This window comes from Microbacterium sp. MYb72, assembly GCF_002979415.1.
GTDB lineage: Bacteria > Actinomycetota > Actinomycetes > Actinomycetales > Microbacteriaceae > Microbacterium > Microbacterium natoriense.
Genome location: NZ_PCOT01000014.1, coordinates 71,665 through 94,853, shown reverse-complemented (window position 1 = coordinate 94,853; position 23,189 = coordinate 71,665). Strand labels below are relative to the sequence as shown.

Sequence of the window (23,189 nt, the reverse complement as noted above, 5' to 3'; positions counted from 1 at the left end):
TGTGCTGTTCGGTGCTCATCACGCCCCACCCTACGAGCCGCGGGTCGGTCGGTGCAGGGGATTGACTCGGCACGTCTCCGTGACGGAGGCGATCCGGGGCTTGCCTTAGAATCGGGTCAACTCGACGCGCGCATCCCGTGACGCGCTCCATCCCACGATTGGTGCTCCGTGCTTTCCCCTGCCGACTCGCTCGCCCCTGAGTGGCTCGTCGTCCCCGACGACGCGAACGACCTCGTGCCCGCCGTGTGGCCGTCATCGGCCCGCCGCGACGTCGACGGAGCGCTCACCATCGCCGGACTGTCAGCGACGGGACTGGCCCGGACGTTCGGAACCCCGCTGCTCGTCCTCGACGAGGACGAGGTGCGCTCCCGTGCGCGTGCGTTCCGGCTCGCCTTCGACGCCGCGGCCGGAGAGAACGGCACGACCGCCCAGGTGTACTACGCGGGCAAGGCCTTCCTGTGCACGACGGTGGCCAGGTGGGTGGTCGACGAGGGACTCCGCGTCGACGTGTGCACCGGAGGGGAGCTCGAGGTCGCGCTCGCGGCGGGTGTCGCTCCTGCGTCCATCGGGTTCCACGGCAACAACAAGTCCACGGCCGAGCTCGAGCGCGCCGTCGAGGTCGGCGTCGGATCGATCATCGTCGACAGCGCCATCGAGATCGAGCGCCTCGCAGCCATCACGGCGCGGACGGATGCCGTGCAGCGGGTGTTCGTGCGGGTGATCAGCGGCGTGCACGCCGAGACCCACGACTTCCTCGCCACGGCTCACGAAGACCAGAAGTTCGGATTCCCTCTCGCCGAGGCGGAGGCCGCTGTCGCCCGCATCCGCGAGATCCGCGGGCTGGAGTTCGCCGGACTGCACTGCCACATCGGCTCGCAGATCTTCGGCGTCGCCGGTTTCCGCGAGTCGGCATCCCGTGTGCTGGAACTGCACGCGTCGCTGCTCGAGGGCGGGCCCGTGCCGCAGCTGAACCTGGGCGGCGGCTTCGGGATCGCGTACACGCGGGTCGACGACCCGACCCCGATCGAGACGCTCGCCGGAGAGATCGTGGCGGCGGTCGCCGAGGGGTGCGCCGCTCGCGGCATCGAGATCCCCGCGCTGTCCTTCGAGCCCGGTCGGGCGATCGTCGGCACCGCCGGTGTGACGATCTACGAGGTCGGCACCACGAAGGACGTCGAGCTGGAGTCCGGTGCGGTGCGCCGGTACATCAGCGTCGACGGCGGCATGAGCGACAACGCCCGCCCTGCGCTGTACGGCGCGCAGTTCTCGGCCCGCCTGGCCTCTCGATCGGGGATCGGCGCCCCGCAGCTGAGCCGCGTCGTCGGCAAGCACTGCGAGTCCGGCGACATCGTCGTCGACCACGAGTACCTCCCCGACGACCTCGTGCCAGGAGACCTGCTCGCGGTTCCCGCGACCGGCGCCTACTGCGCGTCGCTCGCGAGCAACTACAACCATGTGCCGCGCCCGCCGATCGTCGCCGTCCGCGACGGCCGCGCGCAGATCATCGTCCGCGGCGAGACCATCGCCGATGTGCTGGCACGGGATGCCGGGATCGACCCGGCCTCCGCCGACGACATCGAAATCGAGCGCTGATCCTCCCGTCGCGCGGGCGCGCGACGGCGGACGGCGAGCGAGACACCTCTGAAAGACACCCATGACCACCAGCGACGCAGGAGCGGCGAAATGACAGAGTACAGACGACTTCGGGTGGCGCTTCTGGGCGCCGGAGCCGTAGGGTCCCAGGTCGCGGCGCTGCTGCTGCGTCACGGCGACGAGCTCGCAGACCGCGCGGGCGCCGAGCTCGAGCTCGCCGGCATCGCCGTGCGCAATCTCGACGCCCCTCGCGACGTCGACCTGCCCAAGGAGCTGTTCACGACCGACGCGGAGTCGCTCATCCTCGGCTCTGACATCGTGATCGAGCTCATCGGCGGCATCGAGCCGGCGCGCACGAACATCCTCCAGGCGATCGGCTCCGGCGCCGACGTGGTCACCGCCAACAAGGCGCTGCTCGCGACGCACGGACCCGAGCTCTTCGAGGCCGCCGATCGGGTGGGCGCCTCCGTCTACTACGAGGCCGCCGCCGCCGGAGCGATCCCCATCATCCGCCCCCTGCGCGACTCCCTCGCGGGCGACCGCGTCGTGCGCATCATGGGCATCGTCAACGGCACGACGAACTACATCCTCGACCGCATGGACACCGAGGGCGCCGACTTCGGCGACGTCCTCGCCGACGCGCAGCGGCTCGGCTACGCGGAGGCCGATCCGACCGCCGACGTCGAGGGGTACGACGCCGCGCAGAAGGCGGCGATCCTCGCCAGCCTCGCGTTCCACACGGCCGTCCCGCTGGAGGCCGTGCACCGTGAGGGCATCACCTCCATCACCGCCTCGATGATCGAGGAGGCCAGGGCCGCCGGGTTCGTCATCAAGCTGCTCGCGGTATGCGAGCGCATCGAGGCGAACGGCGCCGAGTCGATCTCGGTGCGCGTCTACCCGGCCCTGGTGCCGCAGTCGCACCCGCTCGCGAACGTGCACGGCGCGAACAACGCCGTGTTCGTCGAGGCCGAGGCCGCAGGCTCGCTGATGTTCTACGGCGCTGGCGCCGGCGGCGTGCAGACGGCATCCGCTGTGCTCGGCGACGTGGTCTCCGCTGCTCGTCGTCACATCGCGGGCGGCGTGGGCGTCGGCGAATCGACCAGGGCGAACCTGCCCGTCGTCCCGATCGGCCACGTCACCACGCGCTACCAGATCACCCTGCAGGTGGCGGATGCCGCGGGCGTCCTGGCCACTGTCGCCGGCATCCTCAGCGACGGCGGCGTCTCTGTCGCGACGGTCGTGCAGACGGTCGAAGGGGAGTCGGAGCCGACGGCGCGCCTCATCATCGGCACGCACCGCGCCACCGAGGAGGCTCTCAGCGCCACCGTCGACGCTCTGGCCGGCAGCGCGGTCGTCGAGCGCGTCGTGTCCGTGCTGCGCGTGGAAGGCGAGTGACGATGCCCGTCGGCCGCACCGTCGAGGTCACCGTTCCGGCGACCAGCGCCAACCTCGGCCCGGGGTTCGACACCCTCGGTCTCGCGCTCAGCGTCTACGACTCGCTGCTGGTGACCGAGCTGCCCGCGGGCGAGCTCGAGATCGAGGTCAGCGGATCGGGAGCCGCCGAGATCCCGCGCGACGACTCGAACCTCATCGTCCGCACGATCCGGCACGTCTACGCCGACCTCGGGCGCCCGATGCCCGGACTGCGCATCGTCGCCGAGAACGGCGTGCCGCACGGGCGTGGACTCGGCTCATCGGGCGCCGCGGTGACCGCCGGCATCCTCGCAGCCAAGGGGCTGCTCGCCGGAGACGTCGAGATCGACGACGCCGACCTGCTGCGCCTGGCCACGGAGATCGAGGGGCATCCGGACAACGTCGCGCCCGCGCTCTTCGGGGGCCTCACGATCGCCTGGATGGGGGAGCGGGGTCCGCAGCACAAGAAGCTCCTCGTGCACCGCGGCGTGTCTCCGCTCGTGCTGGTGCCCTCGTACACGATGTCGACCTCGAAGGCCCGCTCGCTGCAGCCGCCGCAGGTGTCGACGGAGGACGCGGTCTTCAACGTCTCGCGCTCGGCGCTGCTCATCGCCGCGCTCATGCAGAGCCCCGAGCTCCTCCTCGACGCCACCGCAGACAGGCTCCACCAGGACTACCGCGCCGAGGCGATGCCGGAGACCCAGCGGCTCGTGCAGGCCCTGCGGGCCTCAGGGTTCGCGGCCGTGGTCTCGGGTGCAGGCCCCAGCGTGCTCGTGCTCGCCGACGGACCGGGCAGCCGCCAGGACGCCGTCGAACTCGCCAACCGCGTCACCGACACCCCGTGGGAAGCGCTGCTGCTCGCGGTCGACGTGCGTGGTGGTACAGTGGGGGATCGAGCGGAGGGCTCCACGTAACTGCGTGAATCTGGCCCCATTGCAACTCTGCAAGACCCGCACGCAAATCCTTCAGGCACCGCTCATCTGAGCATCCGGTGCCAAGGCCGGCCGGCGCCGAGCGTCAGCCCGTGCGATCGCGCGCAGCACCCGTTGTGCGCGAGACGCTCATGTCTCCGAGACCAAAGAGGGAGTACTCGTGGAGAATTTCTCCGAGACCCAGAACGACCAGGCGGCACCCGTCGCCGAGGCACCGGCGGCTGCAGCCGCCCCGGCTCGCAAGCGCGCACCGCGCAGGGCCACCACCGCGACCGCCGCGGCGAAGGCCGAGAAGTCCGCAGCGGAGGCACCCGCCGCCGCTGAGGCTCCGGCCGCTTCCGAGGCGCCTGCGGCCGACGCCGCAGAGGCCGCTCCCAAGGCGAAGGCCCCTCGTCGCAGCCGTGCGAAGAAGGCCGACGCGGAGACCACCGAGGCTCCGGCCTCGGATGCTCCCGCCGCCGCACCCGCTGCCGAGGCTCCGGCCGCCGCCGCGGATGCCGAGGCGCCCGCCGCGAAGACCACCACCCGCGCCCGACGCGGTGCCAAGAAGCCCGCTGCGGAGACCGCCGAGGCGCCCGCCGCCGACGCCGCTCCGGCAGAGGCCGCACCCGCTGAGGCCGCTCCCGCCGCCGAGAAGCAGGCCGCTCCGGCCGCCGACGGGGCGCAGGGATCCGACTCGGCCGACGCCGCAGACGGCGGCGACGAGCAGGGCGGCCGTGGCCGCAACCGCAACCGCAGCCGCAACCGTGGCCGTGGCCAGAACGGCAACGCCCAGGGCGCGAACGAGCCGCAGCAGCAGAGCGCTCCCGCCGACGACGAGCAGGGCTCGGCGAACAGCCGCAACCGTCAGCGCAACAAGCGCCGCACCAACGGCGCCCCGACCGACGAGTTCGAGACCGAGATCGGCGAGGATGACGTCCTCATCCCGATCGCCGGCATCCTCGATGTGCTCGACAACTACGCCTTCGTGCGCACCACCGGCTACCTCGCCGGTCCCAGCGACGTCTACGTCTCGCTCGGCCAGGTCAAGAAGTACAACCTGCGCAAGGGCGACGCGATCGTCGGCTCGATCAAGCAGCCGCGCGAGGGCGAGCAGCCGGGACGCCAGAAGTACAACGCGCTGGTCAAGGTAGACTCGATCAACGGCCTGTCGATCGACGATGCGGCGACCCGCGTCGAGTTCGGCAAGCTCACCCCGCTCTACCCGCAGGAGCGACTGCGTCTGGAGACGGCCCCCGAGAAGCTGACCCAGCGCATCATCGACCTGGTCGCGCCGATCGGCAAGGGTCAGCGCGGCCTCATCGTCGCGCCGCCCAAGGCGGGCAAGACGATCGTGCTGCAGCAGATCGCCAACGCGATCGCGCAGAACAACCCCGAGGTCCACCTCATGGTCGTGCTCGTCGACGAGCGCCCCGAAGAGGTCACCGACATGGAGCGCACCGTCAAGGGCGAGGTCATCGCCTCGACGTTCGACCGCCCCGCCGAAGACCACACGACGGTCGCCGAGCTCGCCATCGAGCGCGCCAAGCGCCTCGTCGAGCTGGGCCGCGACGTCGTCGTGCTCCTCGACTCGATCACCCGTCTCGGCCGTGCGTACAACCTCGCGGCTCCGGCTTCCGGTCGCGTCCTGACCGGCGGTGTCGACGCCTCGGCGCTGTACCCGCCCAAGCGCTTCTTCGGCGCCGCGCGCAACATCGAGAACGGCGGATCCCTCACGATCCTCGCGACTGCGCTCGTCGAGACCGGCTCCAAGATGGACGAGGTCATCTTCGAGGAGTTCAAGGGCACCGGCAACAGCGAGCTGCGTCTGTCGCGCGCCCTCGCCGACAAGCGGATCTTCCCCGCTGTCGACGTGAACGCCTCCAGCACCCGCCGCGAGGAGATGCTCCTCTCTCCCGACGAGGTGAAGATCACCTGGAAGCTGCGTCGCGCCCTCGCCGGCCTCGACCAGCAGCAGGCCCTCGAGGTCGTCCTGGGCAAGCTCAAGGAGACGCACTCGAACGTCGAGTTCCTCGTCCAGATGCAGAAGTCGATCCCCACGCTCCCGTCGGGTGCGCACGGGCACGACAACAACATCCGCTGAGCATCGCCGCCGTGTTCGAGTCCGTCCAGACTCTGATCGACGAGCATCGCCGGGTGCAGGAGGAGCTCTCCGACCCGGCGGTGCACGCCGACGCTGCGCGCGCGAAGCGGGTCAACCGCCGCTACGCGGAGCTGTCGAGGATCGTCGCGGCGTATGACGCATGGGTCGCGGCATCCGACGACCTCGACGCCGCGCGCGAGTTCGCCCGCGAGGACGAGACGTTCGCCGCGGAGGTCCCCGTCCTCGAGGAGGGGCTGCAGGCCGCGCACGAGAAGCTGCGTCGTCTGCTGATCCCGCGCGACCCCGACGACGCCCGCGACGTGATCATGGAGATCAAGGCGGGGGAGGGCGGCGCGGAGAGCGCGCTGTTCGCCGCAGACCTGCTGCGGATGTACGTGCAGTACGCCGCGTCCAAGGGCTGGAAGACCGAACTGCTCGAGCGCAACGAGTCCGACCTCGGCGGCTACAAGGACGTCCAGGTCGCGATCAAGGGCTCGTCCTCCGATCCGGCGCAGGGCGTCTGGGCGCACCTCAAGTACGAAGGCGGCGTGCACCGCGTGCAGCGCGTGCCGGCGACCGAGTCGCAGGGGCGCATCCACACCTCCACGACCGGTGTGCTCGTGTTCCCCGAGGTCGACGAGCCCGAGGAGATCCAGATCGATCAGAACGATCTGAAGATCGACGTGTTCCGCTCGTCCGGCCCCGGTGGCCAGTCGGTGAACACCACGGACTCGGCCGTCCGCATCACGCACGTGCCGACCGGCATCGTCGTGTCGATGCAGAACGAGAAGTCGCAGCTGCAGAACCGCGAGGCGGCGATGCGCGTGCTCCGCGCCCGACTGCTCGCCAAGCAGCAGGAGGAGTTGGATGCCGTGGCATCCGACGCCCGCAAGTCGCAGATCCGCACGATGGACCGCTCCGAGCGCATCCGCACGTACAACTTCCCGGAGAACCGGATCGCGGATCACCGCACCGGGTTCAAGGCGTACAACCTCGATCAGGTGATGGACGGCGCTCTCGAGCCGATCATCGAGTCGGCCATCCAGGCCGATGAAGAGGCCCGCCTCGCCGCGGTGGGCTCCGAATCCTGAGCGGGCGCGCCCGCCCTGGGCGTCAGGTGCGCGCTGCGTACCGGTGCTCGGGGCGCCCCGTGGCGCCGTAGCGGAGCCGCACCTCCACGACGGTCCTCGCGGCGAGTGCCGCCAGATGCCGTTGCGCCGTCGCCCGCGAGATGCCGACGCGCTCGCCGACCTCGGCTGCGGAGGCCTCTCCGTCGCCGAGAGCGGCGAGCACGAGCTGTTCGGTCGCCGACCGCGACAGCGACACCGGCTCGCCGGCTCCGTGCAGGATCGCCAGAGCTCTGTCCACGTCCTCCTGGCGGAGCGCGCGGTCGCCGGCGAGCAGGTTGCGGTAGCGGACGTACCGATCGAGCAGGCCGGAGAGAGCGCGCCGCTCGAACGGCTTCCTCAGGTAGCCCACCGCCCCCGATCTCAGTGCGCGGCGCACCGTCGGGGCGTCGTCGGCTGCCGAGATGAGGATCGCATCCAGCCCTGATTCCCGTACGAGCGCGATGCCGTCGCCGTCCGGGAGGAACACGTCCGCCAGCAGGAGGTCGGGGCGGGAGGAGCGGAAGCTGTCGCGGGCTTCGGCGAGCGAGCGCACCGTGTCCGTCACCGTGAAGCCGGGATGCTCGTCGACGATGCCCTGGTGCAGCTGCCCGACGCGGAAGTCATCGTCGAGGATGAGCACGCGGAGGGGGTCGGTCATGGCTTCTCCTGCTGTTCTGTCTGGTCTGTGCGGGCGGACTGCTCTGCGCGCGCGGGGTCCACGGCTCCGCCGATCCGGGCGGCGAACACCGCACCGTGCTCGTCGTCACCCGGGTCGATGACCCAGAGGTCCCCTCCGCTGCGGCGGGCGATCTCGGTCGAGAGAGGGATGCCGATGCCGTGACCGTGCACGCTGTCCGGGGCGTCGTTGGCCGACGTCGAGGTCGACAGCGGATCGACCCCGCGCAGACCGGGGCCGGAGTCCGACACGGTGAACACGAGGGCGTCATCGTCGTCCAGCACCGCGACCTCCACCCAGCGCGGCGTCCGCTCTCCTGACACGGCTGCGGTGACCGCGTTGTCGACGAGGTTGCCGAGCACGGCGGCCACGTCTTCGGCGGCGCTCACGCCTCCGATCAGCTGGGTGTCCTCGGCTATGCGCAGGGCGACGCCGCGTTCTCCGGCCTCCACGCCCTTGGCGCCGAGGAAGGAGTGCAGGAACGGGTCTCCGAGGAGGTCGAGTCCCGTGACGGGGAACGCCACCGGGCCGCGTGCGACGAGCTCGCCCAGGAAGGACCTGGCGTCGGCGACACGGTCGGCGTCGATGAGCCCGGCGGCCACGTGCATGCGGTTGGCGAACTCGTGCCGCTGCACGCGCAGCGCGGCCGTCATCGTCCTGACGGTCTCCAGCCGTTCCGTCAGCGCCACGAGATCGGTGCGGTCGCGCACGATCAGCACGTCGCCGAGCGCACGGCCGTCGCGGATCACCGGGCGCGAGTCGAGGTACAGCATCCGGTCTCCGACCAGGGCGCTCGATCGCGCGCGGGCGCCGGTCGTCGTGTCGAGGACCGCAGCGGGCAGGCCCAGCCCGTCGAGTGGGCGCCCGACGGGCGCGTCGAGTCCGAGGAGCCGATCCGCGGCGGCATTGCTCACGCGCACGACTCCCTGCGGGTCGATGGCCAGCACGCCGTCGTCCACGCCGTCGAGCACCGCGGTCTGATTCTGCACGAGCGCGACGAGCTCCTCTGGTTGGACGCCGAGGGTCAGACGCTCCCACCGTCGGCGAAGCAGAAGGAAGGCGAGGACGGCCAGCCCCAGCGCCCCCGCCGCGGTGAGGGCGATCACGGCGAGCAGCGGCGGCAGATCGTCGAAGACGCCGGCGCGCTCGAATCCGACGCTGACCTCTCCGACGGGGGTCCCGCTCGCATCGCGCACAGGGACCTTCGCGCGAGCGGACTCGCCGAGGGTGCCGGTCTGCCAGTCCACGATCTCGCTGCCGGCGAGCACCTCCTCGTAGGGAGTGCTGACCTCCTCGCCGATGCGCGACGGGGTGGGGTGGGCGAGACGGATGCCGTTGTCGTCGGTGATCACGACGAACAGCGCCCCCGTGCGCGAGGCGACGTCGGTGGAGAGACGCTGCAGCTCGCCGTGACGGAGCGCATCGGCATCCGGTTCCCGATCCGATGCGGAGATGCGGGCGACCTCTGAGCGGACCTGCGGATCCTCGGCCAGGGTCCTGGCGATGCCCAGCGCGGTGGACTCGGCCTCAGCCCGCAGCTGCTGCACCGCGAGCAGGAGATACACGCCGGTGCAGAGCGCGACGACGAGAGCGACGGTGGCGAGGTGCAGCAGGAGCGCACGCGTCGCGAACCGCGGCCTGGTCGACGTCGTCCTGGGCACTGTGCTCCTCCCGCGCAATATGCGCAGAACCCACGCTACGCGCACAACCGGAGGGAATGCGGGATACCGCACTCTGAGCGTGCCGATTCCCTAGTCTCATCAGGATCCGTCGCCGACGACGGAGCCATGACGAAGGAGTCACCGCATGTCCCACGCACTCACCGGCCTGCTCGCGGCCGCCGAAGAGGCGCCCACGTACGACGTGGCGTTCGTGCCGCCGGAGTGGGTGCTCGTGCTCCTCGGCTTCACCATGGTGCTGGCGTTCATGACGCTCATCATGACGAAGCGCCTCACGCCCATGGTGGCCCTGATCCTCGTCCCGACGGCGTTCGGGCTGTTCGCGGGGGCCGGACTCGGGCTCGGGGACATGATCCTCGACTCGATCGGCAAGATGGCGCCCACGGCGGCGCTGCTCATGTTCGCGATCATGTTCTTCGGCATCATGATCGACGTCGGACTGTTCGATCCGCTCATCCGGGTGATCACCCGTGTGCTCGGCGACGACCCGGCGAAGGTGGTGCTCGGCACGGCCATCCTCGCCGGCGCGGTGTCGCTCGACGGCGACGGCTCGACGACCTTCATCATCACGACCTCGGCGATGCTGCCCATCTACCTCCGCCTCGGCATGAGCCCGGTCGTGCTCACCTGTGTGGCCGGTCTCATGAACGGCACCCTGAACATCGTGCCGTGGGGAGGTCCGACCGTGCGTGCGGCGACGGCGCTGGGACTGCAGCCGACCGACATCTTCGTGCCGATGCTGCCCGCGCTCGGCGCCGGGCTGATCGTGACCCTCGGCTTCGCCTGGATCCTGGGGCTGCAGGAGCGGCGACGCCTCGGACGCCTCGACTCCGACGGGCTGCTCACGGGCGGCGACGGCGGTGCGCTGGCCACGGTGCCGAAGATCTTCCGCGGCGCTGAGCCCAAGCCCGGTGCCAGGGCGGCGCTTCGCACCGGCAACATCGTGGTGGTGGCCGGCGGACACGGTCCGGTCGCCGCGGCCAGCGTCGACCCGGCCGACACGGCGATGGCCGACACGATGCTGGATCCCGCCAGGCCCACGCTCCGCCCGAAGCTCATCTGGTTCAACCTGGTGCTCACGCTCGCCGTGATGGTGCTGCTCGTGCTCGACATCATGCCGCTGCCGTACGTCTTCATGGTGGGCGCCGGGATCGCCCTGCTCATCAACTTCCGCGGGATCAAGGACCAGGCGTCGGAGATCGTCGCCCACGCGCCGAGCATCGTCGGCGTCGTCTCGATGGTCATCGCCGCCGGCGTCCTCGTCGGGGTGCTCACCGGCACCGGCATGGTCGACGCCATGGCGAACTGGATCACGAACGTGCTTCCGCCCGCCCTCGGCCCGTTCCTCGCCCCGATCACCGGCATCCTGTCGATCCCGTTCACGTTCTTCATGTCGAACGACGCCTTCTACTTCGGCATCCTCCCCGTGCTCGCGCAGAGCGCCGCGAACTTCGGCATCGACCCGGTGGAGATGGCGAGGGCCTCGATCACGGGTCAGCCGGTGCACCTGCAGAGCCCTCTCGTCCCGGCGATCCTGCTGCTCGTCTCCCTCGCGAGCGTGAACCTGGGCGATCACCACCGCAAGGTGCTGTGGCGTGCGGCGATCGTGTCGCTCGTGATGCTTGGCGTGGGCATCCTGACCGGCGCCATCCCGTTCTTCGCCGCACAGTGAGCGCGACGGCCGGTGGACGCGCAGACGCTGCGCTCCCACCGGCCGCGCGGGGGAGCGATATGCTCAGCCCGTGATCACGCTTCTCTTCCGCTCGCTCATGTACCTGGTCTCCGCAGGCATCGGCCTCATCGTCGCCGACCTGCTGCTCCCCGGATTCCAGATCCAGTGGGACAAGTGGTGGGGCTTCGTCATCTGCATCCTGATCTTCGCGATCCTGCAGAGCGTGCTCTCCCCGTGGGTCAGCAAGCTGGCCGACCGCTACGCCCCTGTGCTGATGGGCGGCATCGGCATCTTCTCGACGCTGATCTCCCTCATCGTCGTCGTGCTGCTGCCCATCGGAGGGCTGCGCATCGTCGACGCGACGGGCTGGCTGCTGGGCGCGGTGATCGTGTGGCTCGTCACCGCGATCGGCAGCGTCGTGCTGCCGCTGATCTTCCTCAAGAAGGAAGTGCGCAACCGCCGCCGCTGACGCTCAGATCGAGTAGTCGGGTGCGGTGAGCAGCGCCCTGGTGTCTTCGCCGGCCGTGCGACTGCGCGCCTTGGCGGGGACGCCGACGAGGATGCTGTCCGCCGGCGCGTCGCGGGTCACGACGGCGTTGGCGCCGATGACCGACCCCGCGCCGATGGTGATGGGGCCGAGGATCTTCGCGCCCGCTCCCACCGCGACGCCGTCGCCGAGAGTCGGATGCCGCTTGCCCGAGTCCCGGGTGCGGCCGCCGAGGGTGACGCCGTGATAGAGCATCACGTCGTCACCCACCTCGGCGGTCTCGCCGATCACGACGCCCATGCCGTGATCGATGAAGAAGCGTCGGCCGATCGTGGCGCCGGGATGGATCTCGACGCCGGTGAGCCAGCGCGCGAGCTGCGAGCCCGCACGTGCGGGCAGCCGCAGTCCGCGACGCCACAGCGCATGCGACACGCGGTGCGCCCAGATCGCGTGGAGCCCTGGGTACAGCAGCGCGACCTCGGCGGCGCTGCGGGCCGCCGGATCGCGGAGCCTCGCTGCCGCGATGTCCTCGCGCATTCGGCCGATCATGCCCATCGGTGCGGGTCAGTCCTCGCGGAGGTCTTCGAACAGCGCCGTGGAGAGGTAGCGCTCGCCCGTGTCCGGTGCGACGACGACGATCGTCTTGCCCGCGTTCTCGGGGCGCGCGGCGACCTTGAGCGCCTGCGCGACGGCGGCGCCGCTGGAGATGCCGACCAGCAGGCCCTCCCGTGCGGCGAGTGCGCGGGCGGTCGAGATGGACTCGTCGAACTCGGCGGTGATGATCTCGTCGATCACGTCGCGGTCGAGGATCGCGGGCACGAAGTTCGGGCCGATGCCCTGGATCTTCGCGGGTCCGGGGTGCCCCTCGGAGAGCAGGGGGGAGTCCTTCGGCTCGACGGCGATGACCTTCACGTCGGGCTTGGCCGCCTTGAGCGCCTGGCCGGTGCCGGTGATGGTGCCGCCGGTGCCGATGCCCGCGACGAAGAAGTCGATGTCGCCGTCGGTGTCACGGAGGATCTCCTGCGCGGTGGTCTCGCGGTGGATCTGCGGGTTCGCGGCGTTCTCGAACTGGCGGGCCCAGACGGCGCCCGGCGTGCTGTCGATGATCTCCTGCAGCGCCTCGATGGCGCCCTTCATGCCCTTGGTCGGGTCGGTCAGCACGAGCTCGGCGCCGAACGCCTTGAGCAGCACGCGGCGCTCCTTGGACATCGAGGCGGGCATCGTCAGGATGACCTTGTACCCGCGCGCCGCGCCGACGAGGGCGAGGGCGATGCCGGTGTTGCCGCTCGTGGCCTCGACGATCGTGCCGCCGGGCTTCAGCTCTCCCGATGCCTCAGCGGCGTTCACGATCGCGATGCCGATGCGGTCCTTGACGCTGGATGCCGGGTTGTACGACTCGAGCTTGACGAGGACGGTGGCGTCCAGCCCTTCGGTGAGGTGGTTCAGGCGCACCAGCGGGGTGTTGCCGAACGCCGTGGTGATGTCGGAGTGGATGCCGGGCATGGAAGGGCCTTTCCTGAGCGGGGTGACTGCCGACAGCCTAGGGGAGGGGTCTATGCGCCTCGCCTTTATGACGGTCGGTTGCACTCTACGCTGGAACCCATGCCCGACACCTCGCTCGCCGCCCTCGTGCACGCCGCCGCTCAGCGTCTCGCCGAGGCCGGCGTCCCCGATCCTCTGGTCGACGCCGAGCTCCTCGCCGGGCACGTGCTCGGCCGGAGCAGGGGAGAGGTGCAGGCGGCGATCATCCGCGGCGATGCGCCGGGAGAGGAAGAGGCCGCGGCCATCGACGCCGTCGTCGTGCGCCGCGCGGCGAGGGAGCCGCTGCAGCACATCACGGGGACGGCGCCCTTCCGCCACCTCGAGCTCGCGGTCGGCCCCGGGGTCTTCGTGCCGAGGCCGGAGACCGAGACCGTGGTGCAGTACGCGATCGACGCGCTTCTCGCCGCGGCCGAGCCCGAGCCGATCGGCATCGATCTGGGCACGGGCAGCGGCGCGATCGCCCTCGCGATGGCGACCGAGGTGCCGCACGCGCGGGTCTTCGCCGCCGAGCTCTCGCCCGAGGCGTACCCGTGGGCGCGGAGGAACACCGAGGGCGTCGCGAACCTCACCCTCGTGAACGAGGACCTCGCCCATGCGTTCCGCGACCTCGCCGGCACGGCATCCGTCGTCATCTCCAACCCTCCGTACGTCCCCGACGCCGCGATCCCGCGCGACCCGGAGGTGCGGCTGTTCGATCCGGCCATGGCGCTGTACGGGGGAGAGGACGGCCTCGACATCGTGCGCATCCTCAGCACCAGGGGTCTGGAGCTGCTGCGAGGCGGCGGGCTCCTCGTGCTGGAGCACGGCGAGCTGCAGGGCGAGCAGATCCGCAGCATCCTGGCGGCCGACGGGTGGCGTGCGACGGCGACCCACCGTGATCTCACCCTTCGCGACCGCGTGACGACGGCCGTCCGTCCCTGACCGGCGGCCCCACAGCCATCCCCGACTAGAATCGACCCGTCATGTCTTCCATCTTCGACTGCGGCGATGAGTCGCAGCTTCTCGCCGGTATGCGCCACGCGCGTCAGGCGATCAGCCGCGGCGAGCTCATCGTGATCCCCACCGACACCGTGTACGGCGTGGCCGCCGACGCCTTCTCGCCGACGGCCGTGCAGCGGCTCCTCGACGCCAAGGGCCGAGGGCGCAACCAGCCCCCGCCCGTCCTGATCGGCTCGCGCAACACCCTCGCCGCCCTCGTGGAGAGCGTGCCGGAGCCCGTCGAGCGGCTCGTCGAGGCCTTCTGGCCGGGCGGACTCACCATCGTGCTCCCTGCGCAGCCCTCGCTGGTCTGGGATCTGGGCGAGACGAGGGGCACGGTCGCGGTGCGGATGCCGGAGGGGCGGGTCGTTCTCGAGCTGCTCGCCGAGACCGGGCCGCTCGCGGTGTCCAGCGCGAACCTCACCGGCAAGGATGCAGCCGTGTCGGCCCTCGACGCGGAGCGCATGCTCGGCGACAGCGTCGCCGTCTACCTCGCCGACGGGATGAGCCGCGACGGCATCGCCTCGACGATCATCGATGCGACGTCGCTGGTGACCCGCGGCGCCGAACCGGCCACGGGCGGCGTACGGATCCTGCGTGACGGCGCGATCTCCCGCGCCCAGCTCGAAGAGGTCATCGGCGACCTTCTGGAGCCGGCCCTCGATCCGTCCGAAGAGGACGGGGATTCGTGAAGCAGTACCTCTTCACGATCATCCTCACCGCCGCGATCACGTTCGCACTGACCTCGGCGGTGTGGCGGCTCAGCCTCCGCTTCAAGCTCTACCCGAGCATCCGCGAGCGCGATGTGCACAAGACGCCCACGCCGCGCCTTGGCGGTGTGGCGATCTTCCTCGGCATCGCCGTCGCGATGCTCGTCTCCGCGGCCAATCCGTTCTTCGCCACGATCTGGACGCCGCCCCAGGCGATCTGGTCCATCCTCGGCGCCTCCCTGCTGATCGCGATCATCGGCGTCGTCGACGACCTGTGGGATCTCGACTGGATGATCAAGCTGGGGGCGCAGTTCCTCGCGGCCGCGATCATCACCATCGGCGGCGGCCTGCAGATCCTCTCGCTGCCGTTCGGGGACATGCTCGTCTTCTCGAGCTGGCTGAGCATCACCATGACGATGTTCGCGATCGTGATCGTCATGAACGCGGTGAACTTCATCGACGGCCTCGACGGGCTCGTCGCCGGCGTCTGCCTCATCGCGAACGGCGTGTTCTTCGCCTACTCGTACATCGTGACCCGTGACACCGGCGCCTCGACGTTCTTCAACCTCTCCACCTTCATCGCCGCGGTCCTGATCGGCGCGTGCCTGGGCTTCCTGCCCCTGAACTGGAGCCCAGCGAAGATCTTCATGGGAGACTCCGGGGCGCTGGTGATCGGCCTCCTGATGGCCACGTCGGCGATCTCCCTCACCGGTCAGCTCGACCCGTCCATGATCGATCCGGAGCGCATCGGCCGCTCGGGCCTCCTCGGCGCGTTCATCCCGATCCTGCTGCCGCTGCTCGTGGTGCTGCTGCCCCTCCTCGACTTCGGCCTCGCCGTGCTCCGCCGCATGAGCGCCGGCCGGTCGCCGTTCTCTCCCGACCGCAAGCACCTCCACCACCGGATGCTGGACCTCGGCCACCGCGACCGCGACGCCGTCCTCATCTTCTACGCGTGGACCGCCGTGATCTCGCTCGCCGTGCTCCTCATGTACGTCGGCGCGCGCGAGGACTGGCCCGGTCAGTACCTTCCCGGCGTGGCCTTCGGCGTCGTGGGCATCGCCGCCTGCCTCGTCATCACCCTGAACCCCTCCCGCCGCAGGACGCACGCGGCGGGCGCTGCACCCGACCCGACACCCGTGGAGTCCTGATGAGCCCGAGCCCCGTTTCCAGCACGCCGATCCTTCGGCGCACCCTGATCTGGTCGGCGGTGGCCACCGGCATCCTCGCGGTCATCGCCGGAGGCGTCGGCTACATCGTCGCCCAGGGGCAGGGTCTCGTGAGCGGACTGCTCGGCGTCCTCCTCGCCGCGCTGTTCCTCGCGATCACCGGCATCAGCATCCTCGTCGCCAACCGCTGGTACGGCGAACCCCTGTACGTGCAGCTGTTCTTCGCGATCGTCCTCGGCGGGTGGCTGCTCAAGCTCGGAATCTTCTTCCTCGTCATGGTTCTCATCAGCGGCCAGCCGTGGATCCACCCGACCGTCTTCATCCTCTCCTTCGTCGCAGGGGTCCTGATGTCGCTCGTGATCGATGCCGTGACCCTCATGAAGATGCGCCTGCCCGTGGTGAGCGATGCGTCACTGCCCACCGAGGTGCCGGAGGACCGTGCTCCCGGGGCCGCGAATAGTACTCCTGAGGGCGGCTCCGCGTCTTAGGGGACCCTCAGATTCTGATAGGGTTGAGACGTGCCCGCCGCTCGTCCGCGAGCGCTTGCGCTGTGAAGCACACCGACCATCGTCGCCCCGGTTCTGACCGGTGCCCCGAAGCTGGAGCCCGCGCTGTTCAATCTTGCTGCGACCCTGATGCCACGACTCGCCACTGATGGCGAGTTCCACGGACCGTCGATCGATGAGTTCTTCCCTGACGCCGTCTTCCAGATCGGCGACCTGGTCATCCACCGCATCCACCTGATCCAGTTCCTTGCCACGGCGATCGTCGTGCTCGTACTCTGGCTGGGCACCCGCAAGATGCGCGTCGTCCCTGGCCGTTTCCAGAGCGTCGTCGAGATGGGCCTGGACTTCGTCCGGGTGAACATCGCGGAAGACCTGCTCGGCCGCAAGGACGGCCGCCGGTTCCTCCCGATCCTCACGACGCTGTTCTTCATGATCCTGTTCATGAACCTCACGGGAATCATCCCCTTCTTGAACATCGCCGGCACCAGCATCATCGCCGTGCCGCTCCTGCTCGCGATCGTCAGCTACGTGACGTTCATCTACGCCGGCATCAAGAAGAGCCCCAAGAACTTCTTCAAGAACTCGCTGTTCCCCTCCGGTGTGCCGCCGTTCCTCTACATCATCGTCACGCCGCTCGAGATCATCTCGACGTTCATCATCCGACCGGTGACGCTCACCCTCCGACTCCTGATGAACATGATCGTCGGGCACCTCATGCTGGTGCTGTTCTTCTCGGCGACGCAGTTCTTCGTCTTCACTCTGGGCAGCGGATGGATCGCGCTCGGCGCGGGAACCTTCGCCTTCGGCTTCGCCTTCACCCTGTTCGAGGTCCTGGTGGCCTTCCTGCAGGCCTACGTCTTCACCATCCTCACCGCGGTCTACATCCAGCTCGCGGTCGCAGAAGAGCACTGAGCGGGTCGGCAACAACTGCCTTCCCACCCAACGAAAGGAAAAACCCGTGGACGCAACTACGGTTCTCGCTGAACTCAACGGCAACATCGCCACCGTGGGCTACGGCCTCGCAGCCATCGGCCCGGCCATCGGTGTGGGTATCGTCGTCGGCAAGACGATCGAGGGCGTCGCCCGTCAGCCCGAGCTGGCCGGTCGCCTCCAGGTCCTGATGTGGATCGGTATCGCCTTCACCGAGGCGCTCGCCTTCATCGGCATCGCGACCTACTTCATCTTCCAGTAATCCGACCCCTTCGATAAGGAGACAGGATGCTTAACGCTCTTGTCACGTCCGCAGCAGAAGAGGCGGCTCACAATCCGCTGATCCCTGCGTGGTACGACATCATCTGGTCGGGCCTCTGCTTCGTGATCATCCTGATCGTGGTGTGGAAGGTCGCACTGCCCAAGATGTACGCACTGCTCGACGCGCGGTCCTCCGCCATCGAGGGCAACATCGCCAAGGCCGACGAGGCTCAGAAGCAGGCCGAGGCCGCGCTCGAGGAGTACACGCGTCAGCTGGCCGAGGCTCGCACCGAAGCCGGTGAGATCCGCGAGGCCGCCCGTGAGGACGGCAAGAAGATCGTCGCCGAGGCGAAGGACGCCGCGTCCACCGAGGCCGCGCGCATCACGGCCACCGCGCACACGCAGATCGAAGCCGAGCGCCAGGCGGCGTTCGTCTCGCTGCGCAGCGAGGTGGGCTCGCTCGCCATCGACCTCGCCGGCGGCGTGGTCGGCGAGACGCTCTCCGACGATGCACGCGCGACGGCGGTCGTCGACCGCTTCCTCGCAGACCTCGAGGCATCCGAGAAGGCGGCTCAGTAATGGGCAGCGCGACCACTCAGGCACTCGCGGCATCCACTGAGGCGCTTGCCGCGGCGTCGTCCGTCAGCATCGACACTGCGCGCGAGCTGTTCGCCGCCGCGCACGCCGTTGGCGAGTCGTCGCATCTGAGCGGCGCGCTGGCCGACCCCGCGGCTCCGGCCGCGGCGCGACAGAACGTCGTGGCAGCGGTGTTCGGCGGGTTCTCCCAGGACGTGCAGAACGTCCTGAAGACCGTCGTCGCCGAGCGCTGGTCGAACGCCGATGAGCTCATCGACGGCATCCAGGAGCTGGCCATCCGCGCGGCGGCGATCGCCGAACCGAAGGCCGACATCGAGGGCGAGCTGTTCAGCTTCTCCCGCGTGATCGCCCAGAACTCCGAGCTCGAGCTCGCTCTGGGCAGCCGACTCGGGGGAGAGGACGCCAAGGTCGCTCTCGTCGAGCGTCTGCTCTCCGGCGGCGTCAGCACGGGTACGTCGGTCATCGTGTCGTCGCTGGTCCGCCAGCCGCGCGACCGTCGAGTGCGTCAGCTGCTGAGCCGGGCGATGAACATCGTCTCCAGCCAGCGCGGACGCGTCGTCGCCACGGTGCACAGCGCTTCGCCGCTCAGCGAGGCTCAGCGCACCAGGCTCAGCGCGGCTCTCTCAAGCCGCTACGAGGGTCAGGTCTCGCTCAACGTCGTCATCGACCCTGCCGTGGTCGGAGGTCTGCGCGTGCAGATCGCCGATGACGTCATCGACGGCAGCATCTCCGCTCGACTCGCAGACCTTCGCCAGAAGCTCGCGGGCTAACACGACTTCGCGCGGGGAACCGCGCACCCAGATACAAAGGGAAGACAATGGCAGAACTATCGATCAGCCCCGACGTCATCCGTGACGCGCTGAAGGACTTCGCCGCAGCATACGAGCCCACCGGCGCCGCAGCGACCGAGGTCGGCACCGTCATCGACGCCGCCGACGGCATCGCGCACGTCGAGGGACTGCCGGGCGTCATGGCGAACGAACTCGTCACCTTCGCCGACGGGACCAAGGGCCTGGCCCTGAACCTCGAAGAGCACGAGATCGGCGTGGTCGTCCTCGGCGACTTCACCGGCATCCAGGCCGGCATGGAGGTCACCCGCACCGGCGAGGTCCTCTCGGTCCCCGTCGGCGACGGCTACCTCGGCCGCGTGGTGGACCCGCTCGGCAACCCGATCGACGGCCTCGGCTCGATCGCCACCGACGGCGTTCGCGAGCTCGAGCTGCAGGCGCCTGGCGTCATGCAGCGCAAGTCGGTCCACGAGCCGATGCAGACCGGCATCAAGGCGATCGACGCCATGATCCCCGTCGGCCGTGGTCAGCGTCAGCTGATCATCGGCGACCGCCAGACCGGCAAGACGGCCATCGCGATCGACACGATCATCAACCAAAAGGCCAACTGGGAGTCCGGCGACGTCACCAAGCAGGTGCGCTGCATCTACGTGGCGATCGGTCAGAAGGGCTCGACCATCGCTTCGGTGAAGGGCGCGCTCGAAGAGGCCGGCGCTCTGGAGTACACCACGATCGTGGCCGCTCCGGCATCCGACCCCGCCGGCTTCAAGTACCTCGCCCCCTACACCGGCTCGGCCATCGGCCAGCACTGGATGTACGGCGGCAAGCACGTCCTCATCATCTTCGACGACCTGTCGAAGCAGGCCGAGGCCTACCGTGCCGTCTCCCTGCTCCTCCGCCGCCCGCCGGGCCGCGAGGCCTACCCGGGTGACGTCTTCTACCTGCACTCCCGTCTGCTGGAGCGTTGCGCGAAGCTGTCCGACGAGCTCGGCGCAGGGTCGATGACCGGTCTGCCGATCATCGAGACCAAGGCCAACGACGTCTCGGCGTACATCCCGACCAACGTGATCTCGATCACCGACGGCCAGATCTTCCTCCAGTCCGACCTCTTCAACGCCAACCAGCGTCCGGCGGTCGACGTGGGTATCTCGGTCTCCCGAGTCGGCGGTGACGCTCAGGTCAAGTCGATCAAGAAGGTCTCCGGAACGCTGAAGCTCGAGCTGGCGCAGTACCGCTCGCTCGAGGCCTTCGCGATGTTCGCGTCCGACCTCGACCAGGCCTCGCGTCGTCAGCTCTCGCGCGGTGCGCGTCTGACCGAGCTGCTCAAGCAGCCGCAGTACTCGCCGTACCCCGTCGAGGAGCAGGTCGTCTCGATCTGGGCCGGCACCAACGGCAAGCTCGACTCGATCGAGGTCGAGGACGTGCTGCGGTTCGAGCGTGAGCTCCTGGACTACCTGCGTCGCAACACCAAGGTGCTCGACACGCTGCGTGAGACCAACGTCCTCGATGACGACACGGTCGCGGAGCTGTCGAAGCAGACGGATGCCTTCATCCTGGAGTTCCAGGGCGGCAAGGGCCACGCCATCGGCGCCCCTGGTCACGAGGAGCACGCTGCAGCCGAGGCTGAGGACGTCAACCAGGAGAAGATCGTCAAGGGTCGTCGCGCGTAATCGCGCGGGGTACTGAAACATGGGCGCTCAACTCAGGGTCTACAAGCAGAAGATCTCTTCTGCTCAGACGACCAAGAAGATCACGAAGGCGATGGAACTCATCGCGGCTTCGCGCATCCAGAAGGCGATGGCACGCGTCAAGGCGTCCAGCCCCTTCGCGCGGGCCGTGACGAGGGCTGTGTCCGCCGTCGCGACGCACTCGAACGTCGACCACCCGCTCACCCGTGAGCCCGAGAACATCCGCCGCTCCGCGGTCGTGATCTTCTCGTCGGACCGCGGTCTGGCCGGTGCCTTCAACTCGCAGATCCTCCGTGAGGGTCTCGAGGTGGCCGAGCTCCTGCGCGAGCAGGGCAAGGAGCCGGTGTTCTACCTCATCGGCCGCAAGGCCGTGGGCTACTTCCAGTTCCGCCGCCTCACCGCGGCGGCGGAGTGGACCGGCGACACCGACACCCCGACGTTCCACACCGCGGAGGAGATCTCGGCCACGCTGCTCGAGGCTTTCACCCGCGGGGGAGACGCCGGCGGCGTGGATGAGATCCACCTCGTCTTCAACCGCTTCGTCAGCATGATGACGCAGGAGCCGGAATCCGTGCGCCTGCTTCCGCTGGAGATCGCGGAGGCCGACGAGTCGGAGGCCGGGAACACCGTGTACCCGCTCTACGAGTTCGAGCCGGATGCCGAGACCGTGCTGGACGCGATCCTGCCGGTGTACATCCAGAGCCGCGTCTTCAACGCGCTTCTGCAGTCGTCCGCCGCGAAGCAGGCCGCGACGCAGAAGGCGATGAAGTCCGCCAGCGACAACGCCGACAAGCTCATCACCGACTACACCCGTCTGCGCAACAACGCGCGCCAGGCGGAGATCACGCAGCAGATCGCAGAGATCGTCGGCGGCGCCGACGCGCTCTCGTCGAGCAAATAGACCATCAGGAGAGAGACGAAAATGACCCCCACCGCCACGGCTGACAAGCCGGCGACCGCGGTCGTCGGGCGCGTCGCACGCGTCAACGGTCCGGTTGTCGACATCGAGTTCCCGCACGACTCGATCCCCGACATCTACAACGCGCTGAAGACCACGATCGTCATCGGCGAGGAGTCCACCGAGATCACGCTCGAGGTCGCTCAGCACCTCGGCGACGACCTCGTCCGCGCCATCGCCCTCAAGCCCACGGACGGCATCGTCCGCGGCCAGGAGGTTCGCGACACCGGAGAGGCCATCTCGGTCCCCGTCGGCGACGTGACCAAGGGCAAGGTCTTCAACGTGATCGGCGAGGTCCTCAACGGCGAGCCCGGTGAGACCATCGAGGTCACCGAGCGCTGGCCGATCCACCGCAAGGCGCCGAACTTCGACCAGCTCGAGTCGAAGACCACCATGTTCGAGACCGGCATCAAGTCGATCGACCTCCTGACCCCCTACGTGCAGGGTGGAAAGATCGGTCTGTTCGGTGGAGCCGGTGTCGGCAAGACCGTCCTCATCCAGGAGATGATCCAGCGCGTCGCGCAGGACCACGGTGGTGTGTCGGTGTTCGCCGGTGTCGGTGAGCGCACCCGTGAGGGCAACGACCTCATCCACGAGATGGAGGAGGCGGGCGTCTTCGACAAGACCGCCCTCGTCTTCGGCCAGATGGACGAGCCGCCGGGGACGCGTCTGCGCGTCGCCCTCTCGGCGCTGACGATGGCGGAGTACTTCCGCGACGTGCAGAAGCAGGACGTGCTGCTCTTCATCGACAACATCTTCCGCTTCACGCAGGCCGGTTCCGAGGTCTCCACGCTGCTCGGCCGCATGCCGTCCGCCGTGGGCTACCAGCCGAACCTCGCCGACGAGATGGGCCTCCTCCAGGAGCGCATCACCTCGACGCGCGGTCACTCGATCACCTCCCTGCAGGCGATCTACGTGCCGGCCGATGACTACACCGACCCGGCTCCGGCGACCACCTTCGCCCACCTCGACGCCACCACGGAGCTCTCGCGTGAGATCGCGTCGAAGGGTCTGTACCCGGCCATCGATCCGCTGACCTCGACGTCGCGCATCATGGACCCCCGGTACTTGGGCGAGGACCACTACCGCGTCGCGACCACCGTCAAGCAGATCCTCCAGAAGAACAAGGAGCTGCAGGAGATCATCGCCATCCTCGGTGTCGACGAGCTCTCCGAGGAAGACAAGATCGTCGTGGCCCGCGCCCGTCGCATCCAGCAGTTCCTCTCGCAGAACACCTACATGGCCAAGAAGTTCACGGGTGTCGAGGGTTCGACCGTCCCGCTCAAGGAGACCATCGAGTCGTTCGATGCGATCACCCGCGGTGACTTCGACCACGTCGCCGAGCAGGCGTTCTTCAACGTCGGCGGCATCTCCGACGTCGAAGAGCAGTGGGCCAAGATCCAGAAGGAGAATGCCTGACC

The 23,189-nt window shown here is 69.0% G+C and carries 22 protein-coding genes; 18 read left to right on the top strand and 4 right to left on the bottom strand.

Annotation, left to right across the window (positions count from 1 at the left end):
- The first annotated feature begins 168 nt into the window (after window positions 1-168).
- From lysA to prfA, 5 genes are all read left to right on the top strand, one after another.
- Window positions 169-1,593, top strand: coding sequence for a diaminopimelate decarboxylase (lysA, locus tag CQ047_RS09840; protein ID WP_105674714.1), 1,425 nt, complete (start codon window positions 169-171; stop codon window positions 1,591-1,593).
- 90 nt (window positions 1,594-1,683) lie between these two features.
- Entirely contained in the window at window positions 1,684-2,988 is a 1,305-nt protein-coding gene (locus tag CQ047_RS09835) for a homoserine dehydrogenase (protein WP_105674712.1), read from the top strand.
- Between the two features lie 2 nt (window positions 2,989-2,990).
- Window positions 2,991-3,920 (top strand): homoserine kinase, encoded by a 930-nt coding sequence (thrB, locus tag CQ047_RS09830; protein ID WP_105674710.1) that lies wholly within the window; start codon window positions 2,991-2,993, stop codon window positions 3,918-3,920.
- A 178-nt stretch (window positions 3,921-4,098) separates the two neighbouring features.
- Entirely contained in the window at window positions 4,099-6,021 is a 1,923-nt protein-coding gene (rho, locus tag CQ047_RS09825) for a transcription termination factor Rho (protein ID WP_219844607.1), read from the top strand.
- An 11-nt stretch (window positions 6,022-6,032) separates the two neighbouring features.
- Window positions 6,033-7,112: a peptide chain release factor 1 gene (gene prfA, locus CQ047_RS09820; protein ID WP_105674708.1), complete on the top strand. Its 1,080-nt coding sequence runs from the start codon at window positions 6,033-6,035 to the stop codon at window positions 7,110-7,112.
- A gap of 22 nt (window positions 7,113-7,134) precedes the next feature.
- Here the strand turns inward: prfA and CQ047_RS09815 are convergent, their stop codons facing one another.
- Both CQ047_RS09815 and CQ047_RS09810 read right to left on the bottom strand, forming a co-directional pair.
- A complete protein-coding gene (locus CQ047_RS09815) occupies window positions 7,135-7,788 on the bottom strand; it encodes a response regulator (protein WP_105674706.1) in 654 nt (217 codons plus the stop codon).
- Complete coding sequence (locus CQ047_RS09810) at window positions 7,785-9,467, bottom strand: sensor histidine kinase (RefSeq protein ID WP_105674704.1); 1,683 nt, start codon at window positions 9,465-9,467, stop codon at window positions 7,785-7,787. Before CQ047_RS09810 ends, CQ047_RS09815 begins: the two co-directional genes overlap by 4 nt.
- Before the next feature lie 145 nt (window positions 9,468-9,612).
- Here CQ047_RS09810 and CQ047_RS09805 point away from each other — a divergent pair, with 145 nt between their 5' ends.
- Both CQ047_RS09805 and CQ047_RS09800 read left to right on the top strand, forming a co-directional pair.
- Window positions 9,613-11,157 (top strand): CitMHS family transporter, encoded by a 1,545-nt coding sequence (locus tag CQ047_RS09805; RefSeq protein WP_105674702.1) that lies wholly within the window; start codon window positions 9,613-9,615, stop codon window positions 11,155-11,157.
- A 70-nt stretch (window positions 11,158-11,227) separates the two neighbouring features.
- Window positions 11,228-11,626, top strand: coding sequence for a phage holin family protein (locus CQ047_RS09800; RefSeq protein WP_105674700.1), 399 nt, complete (start codon window positions 11,228-11,230; stop codon window positions 11,624-11,626).
- A gap of 3 nt (window positions 11,627-11,629) precedes the next feature.
- Here the strand turns inward: CQ047_RS09800 and epsC are convergent, their stop codons facing one another.
- Both epsC and cysK read right to left on the bottom strand, forming a co-directional pair.
- A complete protein-coding gene (gene epsC, locus CQ047_RS09795) occupies window positions 11,630-12,199 on the bottom strand; it encodes a serine O-acetyltransferase EpsC (protein WP_105674698.1) in 570 nt (189 codons plus the stop codon).
- A gap of 9 nt (window positions 12,200-12,208) precedes the next feature.
- Window positions 12,209-13,147, bottom strand: coding sequence for a cysteine synthase A (gene cysK, locus CQ047_RS09790; protein WP_105674696.1), 939 nt, complete (start codon window positions 13,145-13,147; stop codon window positions 12,209-12,211).
- 99 nt (window positions 13,148-13,246) lie between these two features.
- Here cysK and prmC point away from each other — a divergent pair, with 99 nt between their 5' ends.
- The 11 genes from prmC (at window position 13,247) to atpD (ending at window position 23,187) form a co-directional block, all read left to right on the top strand.
- Window positions 13,247-14,107, top strand: a complete 861-nt coding sequence (gene prmC / locus CQ047_RS09785; RefSeq protein ID WP_105674694.1) for a peptide chain release factor N(5)-glutamine methyltransferase — start codon at window positions 13,247-13,249, stop codon at window positions 14,105-14,107.
- Between the two features lie 41 nt (window positions 14,108-14,148).
- On the top strand, window positions 14,149-14,856 hold the full coding sequence (locus CQ047_RS09780; RefSeq protein ID WP_105674692.1) for an L-threonylcarbamoyladenylate synthase: 708 nt from the start codon (window positions 14,149-14,151) through the stop codon (window positions 14,854-14,856).
- Window positions 14,853-16,022: a glycosyltransferase family 4 protein gene (locus CQ047_RS09775; RefSeq protein WP_105674690.1), complete on the top strand. Its 1,170-nt coding sequence runs from the start codon at window positions 14,853-14,855 to the stop codon at window positions 16,020-16,022. The genes CQ047_RS09780 and CQ047_RS09775 overlap by 4 nt, the downstream gene beginning before the upstream one ends.
- A complete protein-coding gene (locus tag CQ047_RS09770) occupies window positions 16,022-16,528 on the top strand; it encodes a hypothetical protein (RefSeq protein ID WP_105674688.1) in 507 nt (168 codons plus the stop codon). The genes CQ047_RS09775 and CQ047_RS09770 overlap by 1 nt, the downstream gene beginning before the upstream one ends.
- 147 nt (window positions 16,529-16,675) lie before the next feature.
- Window positions 16,676-17,458, top strand: a complete 783-nt coding sequence (atpB, locus tag CQ047_RS09765; protein ID WP_105674686.1) for a F0F1 ATP synthase subunit A — start codon at window positions 16,676-16,678, stop codon at window positions 17,456-17,458.
- 46 nt (window positions 17,459-17,504) lie between these two features.
- Window positions 17,505-17,738: an ATP synthase F0 subunit C gene (atpE, locus tag CQ047_RS09760; RefSeq protein WP_105674684.1), complete on the top strand. Its 234-nt coding sequence runs from the start codon at window positions 17,505-17,507 to the stop codon at window positions 17,736-17,738.
- A gap of 26 nt (window positions 17,739-17,764) precedes the next feature.
- Entirely contained in the window at window positions 17,765-18,316 is a 552-nt protein-coding gene (locus CQ047_RS09755) for a F0F1 ATP synthase subunit B (protein WP_105674682.1), read from the top strand.
- The gene (locus CQ047_RS09750; protein WP_105674680.1) at window positions 18,316-19,104 is read left to right on the top strand and encodes a F0F1 ATP synthase subunit delta; all 789 of its coding nucleotides are present in this window, start codon (window positions 18,316-18,318) and stop codon (window positions 19,102-19,104) included. Before CQ047_RS09755 ends, CQ047_RS09750 begins: the two co-directional genes overlap by 1 nt.
- Window positions 19,105-19,151: 47 nt before the next feature.
- Window positions 19,152-20,792, top strand: a complete 1,641-nt coding sequence (atpA, locus tag CQ047_RS09745) for a F0F1 ATP synthase subunit alpha (RefSeq protein ID WP_105674678.1) — start codon at window positions 19,152-19,154, stop codon at window positions 20,790-20,792.
- A 19-nt stretch (window positions 20,793-20,811) separates the two neighbouring features.
- Window positions 20,812-21,711: a F0F1 ATP synthase subunit gamma gene (locus CQ047_RS09740; RefSeq protein ID WP_105674676.1), complete on the top strand. Its 900-nt coding sequence runs from the start codon at window positions 20,812-20,814 to the stop codon at window positions 21,709-21,711.
- A gap of 21 nt (window positions 21,712-21,732) precedes the next feature.
- Entirely contained in the window at window positions 21,733-23,187 is a 1,455-nt protein-coding gene (atpD, locus tag CQ047_RS09735) for a F0F1 ATP synthase subunit beta (protein ID WP_105674674.1), read from the top strand.
- Window positions 23,188-23,189: the final 2 nt, after the last annotated feature.

Bases quoted from the DNA above. Each gene is read 5' to 3' on its own strand.
- atpB (WP_105674686.1), top strand. From the start codon at position 16,676: ATGCCACGACTCGCCACTGATGGCGAGTTCCACGGACCGTCGATCGAT.
- CQ047_RS09740 (WP_105674676.1), top strand. From the start codon at position 20,812: ATGGGCGCTCAACTCAGGGTCTACAAGCAGAAGATCTCTTCTGCTCAG.
- thrB (WP_105674710.1), top strand. From the start codon at position 2,991: ATGCCCGTCGGCCGCACCGTCGAGGTCACCGTTCCGGCGACCAGCGCC.
- CQ047_RS09815 (WP_105674706.1), bottom strand. From the start codon at position 7,788: ATGACCGACCCCCTCCGCGTGCTCATCCTCGACGATGACTTCCGCGTC.
- CQ047_RS09780 (WP_105674692.1), top strand. From the start codon at position 14,149: ATGTCTTCCATCTTCGACTGCGGCGATGAGTCGCAGCTTCTCGCCGGT.
- atpA (WP_105674678.1), top strand. From the start codon at position 19,152: ATGGCAGAACTATCGATCAGCCCCGACGTCATCCGTGACGCGCTGAAG.
- cysK (WP_105674696.1), bottom strand. From the start codon at position 13,147: ATGCCCGGCATCCACTCCGACATCACCACGGCGTTCGGCAACACCCCG.
- CQ047_RS09770 (WP_105674688.1), top strand. From the start codon at position 16,022: ATGAGCCCGAGCCCCGTTTCCAGCACGCCGATCCTTCGGCGCACCCTG.
- CQ047_RS09835 (WP_105674712.1), top strand. From the start codon at position 1,684: ATGACAGAGTACAGACGACTTCGGGTGGCGCTTCTGGGCGCCGGAGCC.
- prmC (WP_105674694.1), top strand. From the start codon at position 13,247: ATGCCCGACACCTCGCTCGCCGCCCTCGTGCACGCCGCCGCTCAGCGT.
- atpD (WP_105674674.1), top strand. From the start codon at position 21,733: ATGACCCCCACCGCCACGGCTGACAAGCCGGCGACCGCGGTCGTCGGG.
- CQ047_RS09755 (WP_105674682.1), top strand. From the start codon at position 17,765: ATGCTTAACGCTCTTGTCACGTCCGCAGCAGAAGAGGCGGCTCACAAT.
- CQ047_RS09805 (WP_105674702.1), top strand. From the start codon at position 9,613: ATGTCCCACGCACTCACCGGCCTGCTCGCGGCCGCCGAAGAGGCGCCC.
- epsC (WP_105674698.1), bottom strand. From the start codon at position 12,199: ATGGGCATGATCGGCCGAATGCGCGAGGACATCGCGGCAGCGAGGCTC.
- CQ047_RS09750 (WP_105674680.1), top strand. From the start codon at position 18,316: ATGGGCAGCGCGACCACTCAGGCACTCGCGGCATCCACTGAGGCGCTT.